This window comes from Polaromonas sp. P1_A2 (assembly GCF_056406895.1).
The window spans coordinates 102,820-119,470 of the sequence record NZ_JBFTZI010000006.1; the positions used below are offsets into that span (position 1 = coordinate 102,820).

At 66.0% G+C, this 16,651-nt stretch carries 17 protein-coding genes; 11 read left to right on the plus strand and 6 right to left on the minus strand.

Annotated features, from left to right (window positions below; genetic code table 11):
- Positions 1-76: 76 nt before the first annotated feature.
- From AC1D09_RS21155 to AC1D09_RS21165, 3 genes are all read left to right on the plus strand, one after another.
- The gene (locus AC1D09_RS21155; RefSeq protein ID WP_413327935.1) at positions 77-910 is read left to right on the plus strand and encodes an intradiol ring-cleavage dioxygenase; all 834 of its coding nucleotides are present in this window, start codon (positions 77-79) and stop codon (positions 908-910) included.
- Positions 907-1,983: a maleylacetate reductase gene (locus AC1D09_RS21160; protein WP_477662765.1), complete on the plus strand. Its 1,077-nt coding sequence runs from the start codon at positions 907-909 to the stop codon at positions 1,981-1,983. Before AC1D09_RS21155 ends, AC1D09_RS21160 begins: the two co-directional genes overlap by 4 nt.
- Positions 1,984-2,052: 69 nt before the next feature.
- The gene (locus tag AC1D09_RS21165) at positions 2,053-2,763 is read left to right on the plus strand and encodes an enoyl-CoA hydratase/isomerase family protein (protein ID WP_477662764.1); all 711 of its coding nucleotides are present in this window, start codon (positions 2,053-2,055) and stop codon (positions 2,761-2,763) included.
- A gap of 37 nt (positions 2,764-2,800) precedes the next feature.
- Here the strand turns inward: AC1D09_RS21165 and AC1D09_RS21170 are convergent, their stop codons facing one another.
- The 6 genes from AC1D09_RS21170 to fdxA all read right to left on the minus strand — a co-directional run bounded on the left by AC1D09_RS21170 (position 2,801) and on the right by fdxA (position 7,755).
- Positions 2,801-3,733 carry an electron transfer flavoprotein subunit alpha/FixB family protein gene (locus tag AC1D09_RS21170; protein WP_477662763.1) on the minus strand — a complete coding sequence of 311 codons (933 nt, stop codon included), beginning with the start codon at positions 3,731-3,733 and terminating at the stop codon, positions 2,801-2,803.
- Positions 3,734-3,744: 11 nt separating this feature from the next.
- Positions 3,745-4,494 (minus strand): electron transfer flavoprotein subunit beta/FixA family protein, encoded by a 750-nt coding sequence (locus tag AC1D09_RS21175; protein ID WP_477701217.1) that lies wholly within the window; start codon positions 4,492-4,494, stop codon positions 3,745-3,747.
- A 75-nt stretch (positions 4,495-4,569) separates the two neighbouring features.
- Complete coding sequence (locus AC1D09_RS21180; protein ID WP_477664479.1) at positions 4,570-5,763, minus strand: amidohydrolase family protein; 1,194 nt, start codon at positions 5,761-5,763, stop codon at positions 4,570-4,572.
- 31 nt (positions 5,764-5,794) lie between these two features.
- Positions 5,795-6,493 carry a TetR family transcriptional regulator gene (locus AC1D09_RS21185; RefSeq protein ID WP_477664480.1) on the minus strand — a complete coding sequence of 233 codons (699 nt, stop codon included), beginning with the start codon at positions 6,491-6,493 and terminating at the stop codon, positions 5,795-5,797.
- Between the two features lie 106 nt (positions 6,494-6,599).
- On the minus strand, positions 6,600-7,373 hold the full coding sequence (locus tag AC1D09_RS21190; protein ID WP_477664481.1) for a ferredoxin--NADP reductase: 774 nt from the start codon (positions 7,371-7,373) through the stop codon (positions 6,600-6,602).
- A 55-nt stretch (positions 7,374-7,428) separates the two neighbouring features.
- Complete coding sequence (fdxA, locus tag AC1D09_RS21195) at positions 7,429-7,755, minus strand: ferredoxin FdxA (RefSeq protein ID WP_477664482.1); 327 nt, start codon at positions 7,753-7,755, stop codon at positions 7,429-7,431.
- Between the two features lie 276 nt (positions 7,756-8,031).
- On the opposite strand from fdxA, the gene AC1D09_RS21200 reads away from it, so the two are divergent.
- From AC1D09_RS21200 to AC1D09_RS21235, 8 genes are all read left to right on the plus strand, one after another.
- Positions 8,032-9,663, plus strand: coding sequence for a 6-hydroxynicotinate reductase (locus AC1D09_RS21200; RefSeq protein ID WP_477664483.1), 1,632 nt, complete (start codon positions 8,032-8,034; stop codon positions 9,661-9,663).
- 12 nt (positions 9,664-9,675) lie between these two features.
- Complete coding sequence (locus AC1D09_RS21205; RefSeq protein ID WP_477664484.1) at positions 9,676-10,587, plus strand: UPF0280 family protein; 912 nt, start codon at positions 9,676-9,678, stop codon at positions 10,585-10,587.
- A gap of 22 nt (positions 10,588-10,609) precedes the next feature.
- On the plus strand, positions 10,610-11,251 hold the full coding sequence (locus tag AC1D09_RS21210) for an amino acid synthesis family protein (protein WP_477664485.1): 642 nt from the start codon (positions 10,610-10,612) through the stop codon (positions 11,249-11,251).
- A 44-nt stretch (positions 11,252-11,295) separates the two neighbouring features.
- Complete coding sequence (locus AC1D09_RS21215) at positions 11,296-11,880, plus strand: amino acid synthesis family protein (protein ID WP_477664486.1); 585 nt, start codon at positions 11,296-11,298, stop codon at positions 11,878-11,880.
- A gap of 67 nt (positions 11,881-11,947) precedes the next feature.
- Positions 11,948-13,138, plus strand: coding sequence for an ABC transporter substrate-binding protein (locus AC1D09_RS21220; RefSeq protein ID WP_477664505.1), 1,191 nt, complete (start codon positions 11,948-11,950; stop codon positions 13,136-13,138).
- Positions 13,139-13,239: 101 nt separating this feature from the next.
- Positions 13,240-15,138: an ABC transporter permease gene (locus tag AC1D09_RS21225; protein WP_477664487.1), complete on the plus strand. Its 1,899-nt coding sequence runs from the start codon at positions 13,240-13,242 to the stop codon at positions 15,136-15,138.
- Complete coding sequence (locus AC1D09_RS21230) at positions 15,135-15,914, plus strand: ABC transporter ATP-binding protein (RefSeq protein ID WP_477664488.1); 780 nt, start codon at positions 15,135-15,137, stop codon at positions 15,912-15,914. The genes AC1D09_RS21225 and AC1D09_RS21230 overlap by 4 nt, the downstream gene beginning before the upstream one ends.
- Positions 15,914-16,651 (plus strand): ABC transporter ATP-binding protein, encoded by a 738-nt coding sequence (locus AC1D09_RS21235; RefSeq protein WP_074580311.1) that lies wholly within the window; start codon positions 15,914-15,916, stop codon positions 16,649-16,651. The genes AC1D09_RS21230 and AC1D09_RS21235 overlap by 1 nt, the downstream gene beginning before the upstream one ends.

The window sequence follows — 16,651 nt, forward strand, 5'->3', positions numbered from 1 at the left end:
TGGCCTTGCGCGTGCCAGTTTCATGCGATGTGGATGGCGCGCAGCGCAACAGATTACCGAAAAAAGGAGAGCCGCCATGCGCAACCTTGACCGCAACACCATCACCGAAGCCGTGCTCGCGCGCCATGCCGCGGCGGCGGACCCGCGCTTCAAACACATCATGACCAGCCTGGTCAATCACCTGCACGCCTTCGCGCGCGAGGTCGAACTTACCGAAGAGGAATGGTTCAAGGGCATTGAGTTCCTCACGCGCTGCGGCCACATCACCGACGACAGGCGCCAGGAGTTCATCCTGCTGTCCGACGTGCTGGGCCTGTCGATGCTGACGGTGGCGATGAACAACGACAAGCCGGCAGGCTGCACCGAGGCCACGGTATTCGGCCCCTTCCATGTGGAGGGCGCGCCGCACTACGAACTCGGCGCGGACATCGCCAACGGTGCGCGCGGCATCCCTTGCCTGGTTCGCGGCACGGTGCGCGGCGCGGCGGGGGAGGCGGTGCCGGGCGCCCACATCGATGTCTGGCAGTCCGACGAAGAAGGCCTGTATGACGTGCAGCATGCGGAGATCGACCATGCGCAGGCGCGCGGAACCTTCAATGCCGATGCCAAAGGGGGCTACCACTTCCGCTCCATCCTGGCCGTGCCCTATGCCATACCGCATGACGGCCCGGTCGGCGACCTGCTCAAGGCGGCGGGCCGCCACCCGTGGCGGCCGGCCCACCTGCACTTCATGATCAAGGCCGAGGGCTATGAAACCCTGATCACCCATGTGTTCCGCAGCGACGATGCCTACCTCGATTCGGATGCCGTGTTCGGCGTGCGCCAGTCCCTGGTCGCCGACTGGAAGCCCCAGCCCGACGGCAGCTACCTTGTCGAATACGACTTCGTGCTCAATCCGTCCCGGCCATGAAGGAGTTCATCTACAACGGCCAGCCCTCGCGCGTGGTGTTTGGCGCCGGCGCGCTCCAACACCTGGAGCGGGAAATCGAATTGCTCGGAGCGCGCAAGGCGCTGGTGCTGTCCACGCCTGAGCAGCGGGACCAGGCGCAAAGGGTGGCCGACCGCCTTGGGAGCCGGGCTGCCGGCATTTTCGCCAGGGCCGTTATGCATGTGCCGATAGAGACGGCACGCGAGGCGCGCGAAGAGGCGCGCCGGCTGGGTGCCGATTGCGCGATTGCCATCGGCGGCGGCTCCACCACGGGCCTGGGCAAGGCCATCGCGCTGGACTCGGGCCTGCCCATCCTGGCCATCCCCACCACCTACGCCGGCAGCGAAATGACGCCCATCTACGGCATCACCGAGGCCGGCTTGAAAAAAACCGGAAGGGATGCGCGCGTGCTGCCTCGCACGGTCATCTACGACCCGGCGCTGACACTGACTTTACCCGTGGCGCTGAGTGTGACCAGCGGCATGAATGCGATAGCGCACGCCGCCGAAGGCCTGTATGCCCAGGACAGCAACCCGGTGATGGACCTGATGGCCGAAGAGGGCATACGCGCCATCGCGCAGGCCTTGCCCGGAATTTGCCGGCGTGCCGATGACATGGGCGCGCGCGGCGAAGCGCTGTACGGAGCCTGGCTTTGCGGCAGCGTGCTGGGCAATGTGGGCATGGCCTTGCACCACAAGCTGTGCCACACCCTGGGCGGCAGCTTCAACCTGCCGCACGCCGAAGTGCACACCGTCGTACTGCCCCAGGCGATGGCCTTTAATGCAGAGGCCGCGCCCAGGGCCATGGCCCGTATCGCACGCGCTCTTGGGGTCACGGGCCGCGGCAGCGCCGCGGCGGGGCTGTTTGACCTGGCCCGCGACAACGGCGCGCCGGTAGCGCTCAAGGACATAGGCATGCAGGCCTCGGACCTGGACCGTGCTGCCGACCTCGCCGTGCAAAACCCCTACTGGAACCCGCGCCCCATTGGGCAGGCGCAGCGCGGCGAGATCCGGCAATTGCTGCAGCGCGCTTATGAAGGCGTCCGGCCGGATTGAGTGGCTGTCTTTGCGGCGATAGAGTCGCCGAGCAGCACGCGGGTGGTTTCCTGGTCCAAAATCACACCCATGACAAGCCCCAAACTAACCATCGAGTTCGCGGACGGCATCATGGCCCTGTCCTTGAACCGTCCCGACAAACTCAATGCCATCGACAACGAGCTGTCGCGTGCGCTGCTTGCCGCGATTGAACAGGCCGCGCGCGACGACAAAGTCAGGGTGCTGCTGCTGCGCGGCAAGGGCCGGGCGTTTTGTGCGGGAAGGGACGTCGGCGCGCCGCCCACGGAAGACGACCTGGTGCTGGTGCAGGCCGTGGCCCAGGCGCTGGTCTCATTGCCCAAGCCGGTTGTCGCTGCTGTCCATGGCTGGACCGTGGGCGCCGGCTTTGAGTGGATGCTCAATGCGGACATCGTGCTCGCCGCGGAAAGCGCGCGCTTCAAGCTGCCCGAGGCCTCGTTGGGGGTTTTTGTGACCGGCGGATTGACGGCAACGCTGCCCGCCTATGCGGGCCTTGCGCGCGCCAAGGCGCTGATGCTGCTGGGCGAGGAGTTCTCACCCGCGCAGGCGCAGGCCTGGGGGCTGGTCTGGAAGGTGGTTGCCGATACCGAACTCGAATTGGCTTCGCGGCAGACAGGCGCGAAGCTGGCGGCGCTTTCGCCGGAAGTTGCCGCCCGCTTTAAACGGGTGCTCAACGAGACCGGGCTTGGTCGCTTTGAGGAGGCGATTGCGCTGGAGAACGATGCGCAGCGGGCATTGGGAGGTCGGGCCGAGGCTGCCTGAGCGCAGATATCCCTGCAAGGGGAGAGAGTTCAACTACTTACAGTGCCGCAACCAGCTCAGGCACAGCCGTGAACAGGTCGGCCTCCAGGCCGTAGTCGGCCACGCTGAAGATGGGCGCTTCGGGGTCCTTGTTGATCGCCACAATGACCTTGCTGTCCTTCATGCCGGCCAGGTGCTGGATCGCGCCGCTGATGCCGGCGGCGATGTACAGCTGCGGCGCGACAATCTTGCCGGTCTGGCCCACTTGCCAGTCGTTGGGGGCATAGCCCGCATCGACGGCGGCACGAGAGGCGCCGAGTGCCGCGCCCAGCTTGTCGGCCAGCGGCGTCAGCACTTCGCTGAACTTCTCGCTGGAGCCCAGCGCGCGCCCGCCCGAGACAATGATCTTGGCGGCCGTCAGCTCGGGGCGGTCGCTCTTGGCGATCTCGGAGCCCAGGAAGCTCGACTTGCCGCTGTCGGCCACGCCGGCCGGCGTTTCAATCGCGGCCGAGCCGCCGGTGGCGGCTGCCGCGTCAAAGCCGGTGGTGCGCACGGTGATGACCTTGGTCGCGTCCAGGCTTTGCACGATGGCAATCGCGTTGCCGGCGTAGATCGGGCGCTCAAAGGTGTCTGCGGCATCAACCTTGGTAATGTCGGAGATCTGGCCCACGTCCAGCGTCGCGGCCACGCGCGGGGCGATGTTCTTGCCCGAGGCGGTAGCCGGAAACAGGATGTGCGAGTAGTTGCCGGCAATGGCCACCACCTGGGCGGCCATGTTCTCGGCCAGGCCGTGGGCGAAGTGCTCGCCTTCGACGTGGATGACCTTGGCCACGCCGGCAATCGCGGCGGCGGCCTTGGCGGCGGCTTCGGCGCCCTTGCCGGCCACCAGCACGTGGACCTCGCCGCCGCATTGGGCGGCAGCGGTGACGGTATTCAGGGTGGCGGGCTTGATGCTGGCGTTGTCGTGTTCAGCAATAACGAGTGCGGTCATGTCATCAGTCCTTAAATTACTTTGGCTTCGTTCTTGAGCTTGTCCACCAGGGCGGCCACGTCGGCCACCTTGATGCCGGCGCTGCGCTTGGGCGGCTCGCTGACCTTCAGGGTCTTGATGCGCGGCTTGACGTCGACACCGAGGTCTTCGGGCTTGAGGCTGTCGAGCTGCTTTTTCTTGGCCTTCATGATGTTGGGCAGGGTGACGTAGCGCGGCTCATTAAGGCGCAGGTCGGTGGTGATGATGGCCGGCAGCGTGAGCGAGAGGGTCTCCAGGCCGCCGTCGACTTCGCGCGTGACTTTGGCGGTGCCGCCTTCGACCTCGACCTTGGAGGCAAAGGTCGCCTGGGGCCAGCCCAGCAGTGCGGCCAGCATCTGGCCGGTCTGGTTGCAGTCGTCATCAATCGCCTGCTTGCCCAGGATGACGAGCTGGGGTTGTTCTTTCTCGACCAGGGCCTTGAGCAGCTTGGCCACGGCCAGGGGCTGCAGTTCCTCGGCGGTTTCGACCAGGATGGCGCGGTCGGCACCTATGGCCATGGCGGTGCGCAGGGTTTCCTGGCACTGGGCGACGCCGCAGCTGACGGCGATGACTTCGGTGACCACGCCTTTTTCTTTCAGGCGCGTGGCCTCTTCGACGGCGATCTCGTCAAACGGGTTCATGCTCATCTTGACGTTGGCGATGTCGACACCGCTGCCATCGGATTTGACGCGGACTTTCACGTTGTAGTCGACTACACGTTTGACGGGGACCAGGACCTTCATTGAGCCATTCCTTGATGCTTGATGAATAAATGGCGCGCAGGGCTATCCCCGCGCGCGGGAAAAATGGAGGCAGCCTCAGGCCGCGACGATCTGGGGGATCTGCGTGGCCGGCGGCGTATTGCGGCTGCGGCCGCAGCGCACCAGGCCGTCAATCATCACCATGCCGACGCCGGGGATGTCGCCGCGCTGGATGCTGTCGAGGATGTCGCGCCCGGCGGAGTGCTGGGCCTTGTCCATGAAGACAAAGTCGGCATCGCGGCCGGCTTCTATCAGGCCGCAGTTGAGTTTGCGGATGCGCGCCGTGTTGCCGGTGGCAAAACAGAAGGCCAGCTCCGGGGGGATGTTGCCCAGGCTGCAGAGCAGGGAGATCAGCCGCAGCATGCCCAGCGGCTGGACACCCGAGCCGGCGGGGCCGTCGGTGCCCAGGATGACGCGGTGCGGGCACTTGAGCTGCAGCGCCGCCTGGGCGGCGGCGATCGCGACCTTCTCGTTGCCGTTGTGGACGATCTCGATGGCGCGCGAGGACTTCTCGCAGAGTTCGCAGACATGCGCTTCCGACAGCGCCGTGTGCCCGCCGTTGATGTGGCCTATCACGTCCGCATCGGCCTCCAGCACCACGTCCTTGTCGATCAGGCCGGAGCCCGGAATCGACGGGCCGCCGGTGTGTATGGTGCTCTGGATACCGTATTTGCGCGCCCAGCCGACCATCTCCTTGGCCTCGTAGCCGGCCTTGACGGAGCCCAGGCCCACTTCGCCAAGCAGCGTGACGCCGGCCTCGGCCAGGTCCTTGAAGTCCTGCTCGGTCATGCCTTTTTCGATGATGGGCGCGCCCGCCAGCACCTTGACGCCGCCCGGGCGGAAGTTGTCGAAGGCGCGCTGCGCGGTGATGGCCAGCGCTTTGAGGCCCACGATGTCCTTGGGCCGCCCCGGCAGGTGGACTTCGCCGGCCGAGATCATGGTGGTGACGCCGCCGTGCATGGTCGAGTCTATCCAGCCGATCTGGTTCTGGCGCGGCGTCCAGTCGCCGAAGACCGGGTGCACATGGCTGTCGATCAGCCCGGGTGCCACACAGGTCTGCTGCGCGTCGATCACGGTCTGCGCGTGCGCGGTGTCGCAGTCCTTGGCCTTGCCGACGGCCACGATCAGCCCGTCGTTCACGACGATGGTGTCGGCGTCCAGGATGGGGCGGTCTATGTCACCGGACAGCAGCAAGCCGATGTTTTTGATGACGACTTTTCCGGACTTGCCGGTCGATGCTGCTTCTGCCATGGATGGCCTCTTTTCAGTGTGTGTGGGGAAATCAGGGGTTCAGCATGACGGTGCGCAGCACGGTGCTGATGATGAAGGCCTGCCACTGGGCCAGCGCTTCGGGCGACTGCAGGTCTTCGCCCAGGAAGGCCGACAGCGTGTGGCGGTTGGAGATGTAAAAGTAGCCTGTCGCCGCGATCAGCAGGTAGACATTGCGGGCGGAGATGTCGGAGCGGAAGATTTTCTTGCGCACGCCGCTTTCCAGCAGTTGCCGGATGATGGCGATGGCGGGCGACGAGTAGTCGCGCGCGCGCTGCGACTTGGCGATGTGCTTGCCGCGGTGCAGGTTCTCCGTGTTGAGCAGCGTGATGAATTCGGGGTTCTTGCTGTAGTAGGAGACCACGAAGCAGATCACGTCCGTCAGGGACTCGACGGGATGCTCGACGTCCAGCGACAGCTCGAGCTCCGCATCGTTCATGCGGCGGTACATGTCCTCGAGCACTTCGATGAACAAGCCTTCCTTGCTGCCGAAGTAGTAATAAATCATGCGGTCGAAGGACTTGGCCGACTTGGAGATTTTCTCCACGCTGCCGCCGTCGTAGCCGTAACGCGCGAAGACCTTGGTCGCCGCGCGCAGTATGTTGTCGCGCGTGGTCTGCGCGGCCTGCTCCCGCACGCCCGGCCGTTTGGCTGCCGCACGTTTGGGTGTCGCGGCGCGTGGCGTGGTGGTTCTGGCGGTCTTCACTGTCATGGATGGGTGTCCGGTCGCGGTTGGCAAAGGGGCGGGCCTGAGGCCGCCGGGGAAGAAATTTCCCGGGTAGTGTAGGGCGGAAGCAAACGCCGGGCCATCTTCTTCCTCATTGCTCGGCGAAGGCGCGTTCAATCACGAAGTCGCCCGGCCTGGAGGTGTTGCCTTCGGTGAAGCCCTTGCCCTCGAGCATGTGTTTGAGGTCCTTGAGCATGCCGGGGCTGCCGCAGATCATCACCCGGTCGTGCGCCGCATCCAGCGGCGGCAGGCCCAGGTCCGCCTGCATTTTTCCGGTTTCGATCAGGTCGGTGACGCGCCCCATGTTGCGGTAGGCCTCCCGCGTGACGGTGGGGTAGTACAGCAGCTGTCTGGAGATCAGCTCGCCGAGGAATTCGTGCCGGGGCAGGTGCTCGACGACCAGGTCGTGGTAGGCCAGCTCGTCGGCCTGGCGCACGCCGTGGACCAGCACGACCTGCTCGAACTGCTCGTAGGTCGCCGGGTCGCGGATGATGCTCATGAAGGGCGCCAGGCCGGTGCCGGTCGAGAGCAGGTACAGCCGCTTGCCCGGCAGCAGGTAGTCGATGACCAGCGTGCCGGTGGGCTTGCGCCCGACGATGATCTTGTCGCCGACCTGGATGTGCTGCAGGCGCGAGGTCAGCGGGCCGTCTTCCACCTTGATGCTGAGGAACTCCAGGTGCTCCTCGTGGTTGGGGCTCACGATGCTGTAGGCGCGCAGCAGGGGCTTGTCGTTGACCCTGAGGCCGATCATGGTGAAGTGCCCGTTGCTAAAGCGCAGCGAGGTGTCGCGGGTGGTGGTGAAGGTGAACAGGCGGTTGGTCCAGTGATGGACGGACAGGACGGTTTCTTCGTTGAAGGCGCTCATGGTGGTGGGGGTGTAAAGAGTCGGTATGAAAGAGTTGCGCGCCGGGCCTGGGCCTTCAGCCGAGGTCCAGGCCGGCCAGCTTGTCGGTCTTGTCCTTCCACAGCTCGGCGTCCGGCAGGGGCGCGATGCGTTTGGAGATGGTGGGCCACAGCTTGGACAGCCTTGCGTTGATTTCCAGGAAGGGCTTGAACTGCTCGGGCGTGTCCGTGTCCGCGTAAATCGCGTTCACCGGGCATTCCGGGATGCAGACGGCACAGTCTATGCATTCGTCCGGGTCTATGACCAGGAAGTCCGGGCCCTGCTTGAAGCAATCCACCGGGCACACGTCCACACAGTCGGTGTATTTGCATTTGATGCAGGCGTCGGTCACTACGTGGGTCACAAGAACTCCTTTGCGCGGCGGTTCGGGCCGGCTATCGTCGATGCAGGCAATGTGCCACATTAATGTAGTGAACGCAACATTTAAGTTAAGTGCTCGCAACATTTTTAAAAATAAATTGGAAACCGCGGTGCAAATCCTATTGCGCGGCAATTCCGTATCCGCTACATTGAATTTAAATGTAGCAAATGCAACATGTAAATTAAGTGCGCACTACATTGGGGATTGCGCCCCGGAATGGCGCCCCGGGATGGGGCTGGTGCGAACAAGGTGAACACGATGACTGAACACACAAAAACGGACGGCCTGCCGGGCATGGACGGCCTTCCCCAGGTGCTGGAGAAGGCCAGGCCGCGCAACGAGCGCATGAACAGCGAGAAGATCGAGTGCAACGCCTGTCCGGTGCTGTGCCAGATTTCCGACGGCCGCAGCGGCGCCTGCGACCGCTATGCCAACCACGGCGGCACCCTGGTGCGTGTGGACCCCGTGCTGCTGCTGCGCCGCACCCTGTCCGGCTCGGAGCCCCAACTGGTCTCCTTCGCGGGGCGTGAAGCCGCGGCGCAACCTGCGCCGCAAGACGGCGTTGCGGGCAGCCTGCCCGCGCCGGCGCCGGCCTGGAGCGGCGACCTGTTGCTGGCCGACGAGGTGTTTGTCACCGGCGTCGGCTCCTCGACAACCTACCCGGACTACAAGCCCGCGCCCTTCATCGTGTCGTCGAAGGCGGCCGGCGTGGACCTGGTCACCGTGGTCACCGAAGGGATTTTCAGCTACTGCAGCTTCAAGGTGAAGATAGACACGGACCGCTTCCTGGGCGCGGAGCAGGCCAATGTGCGCTGCAAGGGCGAGGTGGTCGGCCACGTGACGACGGCCGAATACGGCTCCCAGATGCTGTCGCTGGGCGGCGTGCACCACCTGACCGGCGGCAGCAAGAAAGAAGGCCGTGTGACGGTCGAGATGATGCAGGCGCTGGGCAACAAGCAGGCCGTGGAGTTCACCATCGACGGCGGCTCCCAAATCCTGATCCAGGCGGGCCGCGCGCCCGTCGTGAACGGCGTGGAAGAAAAACGCATGCGCGTGGGCTGCGGTTCGGCCACGGTCGGCATCTTTGCCAAGCAGCTGTTCGGCAAGCTCGACGAGGTCGTGGTGGTCGACGACCACATCACCGGCGTGCTGACCGAGCACCAGGCCGGCCGCTGCCTGGACATGCCGCCCTCCGGCATCAAGATGCGGGGGCGCAAGTCCACGCCGGGGCGTTATTTCCAGGTCGCCAATCCTGGTGTGGGCTGGGGCGGCACCGACATCGCCGACCCGCTGTCCATCATCGAGGCCTGGGATGCCTCCGTGGCCTGGCCCGGCCTGCGCCTGCTGATGACTTCCACCACCGGCGAGCATGCGAGCTGGTATGTGCTCGATGAGGCGCTCAACCCTGTCGAGCAGGAGATGCCGCCCGAAGTGCGCCGCATCGTGGAGCGCATCGGCGAGAACTGCGAGCCTTCGCTGTCCACCGTGCTTTTCCTCGGCGGGGCCGGCGGCAGCCTGCGCGCCGGCGTCACCGAAAACCCTGTCCTGCTGACGCGTGCCATCAAGAATGCGCTGGTGAACGTCACCTGCGGCGGCGCGCCGGCCTATGTCTGGCCGGGCGGCGGGATCACGGTGATGGCCGACGTCATGCGCATGCCGGACAACAGTTTCGGGACCGTGCCCACGCCGGCCATCGTCGCGCCGATTGAATTCAGCATGAAGCTGGACGACTACCGCGCGCTGGGCGGCCACATGGACCATGTGCGCACGCTGGAGCAGGCCCTGCACCGCGGCGCCTGGCATAACGAAGGCGCGCCCACGGCCCTGGCCTGGGCCGCGCTGCCGGCGGCCAACCCCTGGCCGCTGGCGCGTCCGCCGCTGCTGGGCTGAGGCCTTTCCGCCATGAACGCCCAACGCACGCAACTGCCCGACGGCCGCTGGCATTTCCAGCATGGGCCCATGGACATCGTCATAGGCGCCAACGGCAGCCAGCCGGCGGTGGAGGCGGCGCATGAGCAGGCCTGGCAACGCTTTGGCGGCATCCTCGGCGAGCTGGTGCGCGAGCTGCCTGTGCTGCGGCAGCCCGTGCAAGGGCCGTGTCCGCTGAGCGGCGCGGTGGCGCGGCGCATGTGGCATGCCTGCCGGCCCTACCGGAGCGGCTTCATCACCCCCATGGCCGCGGTGGCCGGCGCGGTGGCGCAGGAGCTGGTTGCCTGCTACGCGGCAAGCGGCATCTCGCGGGCCTGGATCAACAACGGCGGCGACATCGCGCTGCACCTCGCGCCTTCGCAGTCGGTGCGCATAGGCCTGTATGCGGATATCGAGCGCCTGGGCGTCGATGAAATCCTGGGCGGCGTGCAGACCGACGGGCAGTTCGAGGTCGACAGCGCCCTGCCTGTGCGTGGCGTGGCCACCAGCGGATGGCGCGGCCGCAGCTTTTCACTGGGCATTGCCGACAGCGTGACCGTGCTGGCGCGCACCGCCGCCGAAGCCGACGCGGCCGCGACCGTGATCGCCAACGCGGTGGATGTCGCCGATGCGCGCATCCTGCGCCGGCCGGCTTGCGAATTAAAGGACGACAGCGACCTCGGCGCCATTCCCGTCACGGTGGAGGTGCCGGCGCTGGAGCCCGAGCTGGTGAGCCGCGCGCTGCATGCGGGCCTCAGGCGCGCCCAGACCCTGCGCGCGGCCGGCCTGATCTGGTCGGCGGTGCTGGTGTGCCAGGGCCAGTTCATGACCACCGCCGCCGGCGCATCGGTGCAAAGCCTGGACAAGCCTCGCGGCGGCCGGCAAGCTGGTTCGGTATTTGCTTAATGAAATGAATGGACCTTCAACCATGATAGAAATCAGGCGCATCTTTACGCACGTGGAGCAGATACGGCACGAGTTCGGCCCCGAGGCGCCCACGCCGCTGCTGCGCGGTGCGATTGCCGCGGTGCTGGCCAACCCCTTCGCCGGCCGCTATGAGCCCGACATCCTGCCGATGATGGATGCGCTGCAGCCGGTCGGCATCGACATGGCCCAGCGCCTGCGCGCCGCGATGGACGTCCCGGCCGACCGCATCGAGGGCTACGGCAAGGGCGCCATCGTCGGCGCGGCCGGGGAGCTTGAGCACGGCGCGCTCTGGCATGTGCCGGGCGGCTATGCCATGCGGGAACTGCTGGGCTGGAAGGGCGACCGCAATGCCTACGCCAAAGGCAAAGCCGAGGAAAAAACCGGGCAGCCCGGCAACGCGCTGTCCATCGTGCCCTCCACCAAAAAAGTGGGCGGACCGGGGACGGCGCTCGATGTGCCGATGACACATGTCAACGCCAGCTATGTGCGCAGCCACTTCGATGCCATCGAGGTGCGCGTGCCGGGCGCACCCCTGCCCGACGAAATCGTCTTCATCCTCGCGATGAGCACGGGCCCGCGCATCCATGCGCGCGTCGGCGGCCTGGCCGCCGGCGCGATCGCCAAATGGGACGGCCTGCGCTGATCAGGGCGCGACCCCCACCCCACACATTGAGACAAGGAAACACCATGAGCGCGAAGATCCGAAAAATCATTGTCCAGGTCGATGAGACGCTGATCGAAATGGGCAAGCCCGTCACGCCGCCCACACGCCGGGCGCTGGCCATGGCCGTGATTGAAAACCCCTTTGCGGGGGCTTACGTGGAAAAGCTCGACGCGCTGATCGCCATCGGCGAAGAACTCGGCGGCCTGCTCGGCGGCAAATGCGTGCAGGCCCTGGGCATCGCACCGGGCCAGGCGCACAGCTACGGCAAGGCCGCGATTGTGGGCGAGGCCGGCGAGCTCGAACATGCCGCGGCCATCCTGCACCCCAAGCTCGGCGCGCCCCTGCGGTTGGCGGTCGAAAAGGGCGCGGCCCTGGTGCCGTCCAGCAAAAAGCGCGGCGGCCTGGGCACGGCCATCGATGTGCCGCTGGGGCACAAGGATGCGGCCTTTGTGCGCAGCCACTTCGACGCCATGGAAGCGCGCGTGGCCGATGCGCCGCGCGCCAATGAAATTGTGGTTGCTGTCGTCGTCACGGACAGTGGCCGGCCACTACCGCGCGTGGGCGGATTGCAGGTCCACGAAATCAAGGGCGAGGACGGGCTGCGCTGACGCGCGGCCTGCCAGCCATCAATCTGATCCACGACAAACAGGAGTATTTATGAAGATGCACCACAAGATGCTGAGCGCCGTGACCCTGCTGGGTCTGATGGCTTCGATGATGATGACGGCGCACGCGCAGGACGTCATCAAGATCGGCGAGGTCAACAGCTACAAGGCCCAGCCCGCTTTCCTGGAGCCCTACAAGAAGGGCATGGAGCTGGCCGTCGAAGAACTCAATGCCGCGGGCGGCATCAACGGCAAGAAGGTGCAGCTGTTCATCCGCGACGACAACGCCAATCCCGGCGACGCGGTGCGCGCCGCCGAGGAGCTGGTCTCGCGCGAAAAGGTCGACGTGCTGACCGGCTCCTTCCTCTCCAACATCGGCCTGGCACTGACCGACTTTGCCAAGCAGAAGAAGTTCTTCTTCCTGGCGGCCGAGCCGCTGACGGACAAGATCGTCTGGCAAAACGGCAACCGCTACACCTTCCGCCTGCGTACCTCGACCTATATGCAGGTCGCCATGCTGGTGCCCGAAGCCGCCGCGATGAAGAAAAAGCGCTGGGCGGTGGTGTATCCCAACTATGAATACGGCCAGTCCGCCGCGGCCACCTTCAAGACCCTGCTCAAAGCCGCCCAGCCCGATGTGGAGTTCGTGGCCGAGCAGGCCCCGCCCCTGGGCAAGGTCGACTCCGGCAGCGTGGTCCAGGCCATGGCCGACGCCAAGCCGGACGCCATCTTCAACGTGCTGTTCGGCGCCGACCTCTCCAAGTTCGTGCGCGAGGGCAACACCCGCGGCCTGTTCCAGGGCCGTGAAGTCGTGAGCCTGCTGACCGGTGAACCCGAGTACCTGGACCCGCTCAAGGAAGAAACGCCCAACGGCTGGGTGGTGACCGGTTATCCCTGGTACGGCATCCAGACGCCCGAGCACAAGGCCTTCTTCCTGGCCTACCACGGCAAATACAAGGACTATCCGCGCCTGGGCTCGGTCGTCGGCTACAGCGCCATCAAGTCCCTGGCAGAAGGCATGAAAAAAGCCAAGTCCACCGACACCGAGAAGCTGATCACGGCCTTCCGCGGCCTGCATGTGACGACGCCTTTCGGCCCGGTGGTGTTCCGCCCGGAAGACCACCAGTCCACCATGGGCGCCTATGTGGGCCGCACCAAGAATGAAGGCGGCAAAGGCGTGATGGTCGATTACCGCTACATCGACGGCGCCAAGGTCCAGCCCAGCGCCGCCGAAGTCAAGAAGATGCGCGCCGCCGACTAAAAGCACGGGCGCACCGGCCTGCCCGGTGCGCAGGGGCCCCAGGCGCGGCGGATAGGCCGCCGCGCCGCGGGCTGCCGGTTTCCCGCAAAAAAGGTTTATTCATGAGCTTTTCAGGCTTTATCGTGCAGCTGCTCAACGGCCTGGCCGGTGCGTCCTCGCTGTTCCTGGTGGCGGCGGGGCTGTCGCTGATCTTCGGCGTCACGCGCATCGTCAACTTCGCGCACGGCTCTTTCTTCATGGTCGGCATTTATGTCGCCTATTCCCTGGTGGCCGCGCTGGGCAGCACCCTGGGCTTCTGGCCGGCCCTGCTGCTCGCGGCGCTGGCCGTCGGTGTGCTGGGCGCCCTGGTGGAAATCCTGCTGCTGCGCCGCATCTACCGCGCGCCTGAACTTTTCCAGCTGCTGGCCACTTTTGCGCTGGGCCTGGTGATCAAGGACGGTGTGCTCTGGTTCTGGGGCGCTGAAGAGCTGCTGGGCCCGCGCGCGCCCGGCCTGACGGGTTCGGTCTCCATCCTCGGGCGGCAGTTTCCTTCCTACGACATCTTCCTGATCGTGGCCGGCCCCGTCGTGCTGGGCCTGCTCTGGCTGCTGCTCACCAAGACGCGCTGGGGCACGCTGGTGAGGGCCGCCACCCAGGACCGCGAGATGGTGAGCGCGCTCGGCGTCAACCAGGCCTGGCTGTTCACGGCCGTGTTCGCGCTGGGCGCCTTGCTGGCCGGCCTGGGCGGCGCGCTGCAGCTGCCGCGCGAACCCGCCAACCTCGAGATGGACCTCAACATCATTGGCGCCGCCTTTGTGGTGGTCGTGGTGGGCGGCATGGGCTCGATTCCCGGCGCCTATGTGGCGGCACTGCTGATCGCCGAGCTCAAGGCGATCTGCATCTGGCTGGGCCTGGTCGAGATCGCCGGCATCAGCATTTCCTTTTCCAAGCTGACCCTGGTGGTGGAGTTCCTGGTCATGGCCGTGGTGCTGGTGGCCAGGCCCTGGGGTTTGTTCGGCCGGCCCCAGGCGCCCAGCCGCCATGCGGGCGCGGCGGAGGAACCCCTGCGCCGGCCGCAGCGTCTTTACAAGGTGGGCGGCGCGGCCTTGCTGCTGTTGCTGGCCCTGATGCCCGCGCTTGCGGCGCAATCGCCCTATGTCACCGTGCTGCTGATCGACCTGCTGGTGGCGGTGCTGTTCGCGGCCAGCCTGCACTTCATCATGGGCCCGGCCGGCATGCACTCCTTCGGCCACGCGGCGTACTTCGGCCTGGGCGCCTATGGCGCGGCCTTGCTGGTGCGCAGCCTGAACATGCCCATGGAGATGGCGCTGGTCGTAGCGCCCCTGGTGGCGGCGCTGGGGGCTTTTGTCTACGGCTGGTTCTGCGTGCGCCTGTCCGGCGTCTACCTCGCGATGCTGACGCTGGCCTTCGCGCAAATCACCTGGGCCATCTGCTACCAGTGGGACGCCTTCACCGGCGGCAGCAACGGGCTGACCGGCGTCTGGCCGGCCGCCTGGCTGGCCGACAAGCGCGTCTACTACTACCTGACCCTGGTCCTGGTGGTGGGCGCGGTGCTGTTCATGCACCGCATGCTGTATTCGCCCTTCGGCTACGGCATGCGCGCGGCGCGCGATTCGGTGCTGCGCTCGGACGCCATCGGCATGAACGTCAAGCGCATGCAATGGGCGGCCTTTGTGATCGCGGGCGCGTTCGCGGGCCTGGCCGGCGCGCTCTACGCCTTTTCCAAGGGCAGCATTTCGCCGGAGAGCCTGCATGTGGGCAAATCCATCGACGGGCTGGTGATGGTGCTGCTGGGCGGCATCCAGACCCTGGCCGGGCCGGTGGTGGGCGCGGTCACCTTCACCTGGCTGCACGACACCGTGGCGCGCAACACCGACTACTGGCGCGCCATGCTGGGCGCCATCATCCTGATCCTGGTCTTGCTGTTTCCGCAGGGGATCGCGGGCTTTGCCAAACAGCTGCTGGCCAACCGGCGCGGCGCGGCAGGAGAAAAATCATGAGTTTGCTCAAGGTCACGGGCCTGGGGAAATCGTTCGGCGGCGTCCGGGCGGTGGATGGCATCAACTTCGAACTCGCCGCCGGCGAACTGCTGGCCCTGATAGGCCCCAACGGCGCCGGCAAGTCGACCACCTTCAACATGGTGAACGGCCAGCTGCGCGCCGACAGCGGCTCCATCCAGCTCGACGCCCAGGAGCTCGTCGGCCTGGCGCCGCGCGACATCTGGCGGCGCGGCGTCAGCCGGACCTTCCAGATCGCCGAGACCTTTTCCTCGCTCACGGTGGTGGAGAACGTGCAGATGACGCTGCTGTCGGCGGACCACAAGATGTTCTCCATGTGGCGCCGCGCGGCGGACCACAAGCGCGAAGAGGCCCTCGCCCTGCTCGAGCAGGTCAACATGAAAGCCCAGGCCGACCGGCCCTGCAGCGTGCTGGCCTATGGCGACGTCAAGCGCGTGGAGCTGGCCATGGCCATGGCCAACAACCCCAAGCTGCTGCTCATGGACGAGCCCACCGCGGGCATGGCGCCGCGCGAGCGCAACGAGCTGATGGCCCTGACCAAGCAGCTGGTGCTGGACCGCGGCATGGCGGTGCTGTTCACCGAGCACAGCATGGACGTGGTCTTCGCTTATGCCGACCGCATGATCGTCCTGGCGCGCGGACGGCTGATTGCCGAAGGCAAGCCGCTGGAGATCCGCGACCACCCCAAGGTCCAGGAAGTCTATTTCGGCAGCGGCAAGACCTTCGAGAAAAAAGCCCTGGTAAAGGAAGCAGCCTGATGAGCACCGCGAAGGAAGTCCTGTTGCAGGCCACCGGCCTGTCGGCCTGGTATGGCGCAGCCCAGATCTTGTTCGACGTCGGCCTCAACGTGCGGCGCGGCGAGGTCGTGGCCCTGATGGGGCGCAACGGCGCCGGAAAATCGACCACCCTCAAGACCCTGATCGGCATGCTCGACAAGCGGCGCGGCAGCGTGTCCTTTCTGGGAAAGGACATTTCAAAAAGCGAGCCCCACCATGCGGCCCGCATGGGCCTGGGTTTTGTGCCGGAAGACAGGCGCATCTTCACCGACCTGACGGTGACGGAAAACCTCGAGGTCGGGCGCCAGCCCGCGCGGCGCTGGCCCGACGGCAGCGAAGCGCCCCTGTGGACGCCGCAGCGGCTCTTCACCCTGTTTCCCAACCTCGGTGAAATGCCGGGCCGCGCCGGCGGCCGCATGAGCGGCGGCGAGCAGCAGATGCTCACCGTGGCGCGCACCCTCATGGGCAACCCCTACCTGGTGCTGCTCGACGAACCCTCCGAGGGCGTTGCTCCCGTCATCGTCGAGCAGATGGCCCACATGATTCTGGAGCTCAAGGCCCAGGGGGTCAGCATTCTTTTGTCGGAGCAGAACATGCACTTTGCCGAGCTGGTGTCCGACCGCGCCTATGTGCTGGAGAAAGGGCAGATCCGCTACGAAGGCTCCATGGCCGACCTGGCGGCCAACGACGAAGTGCGCCGCGCCTACCTGAGTGTCTAG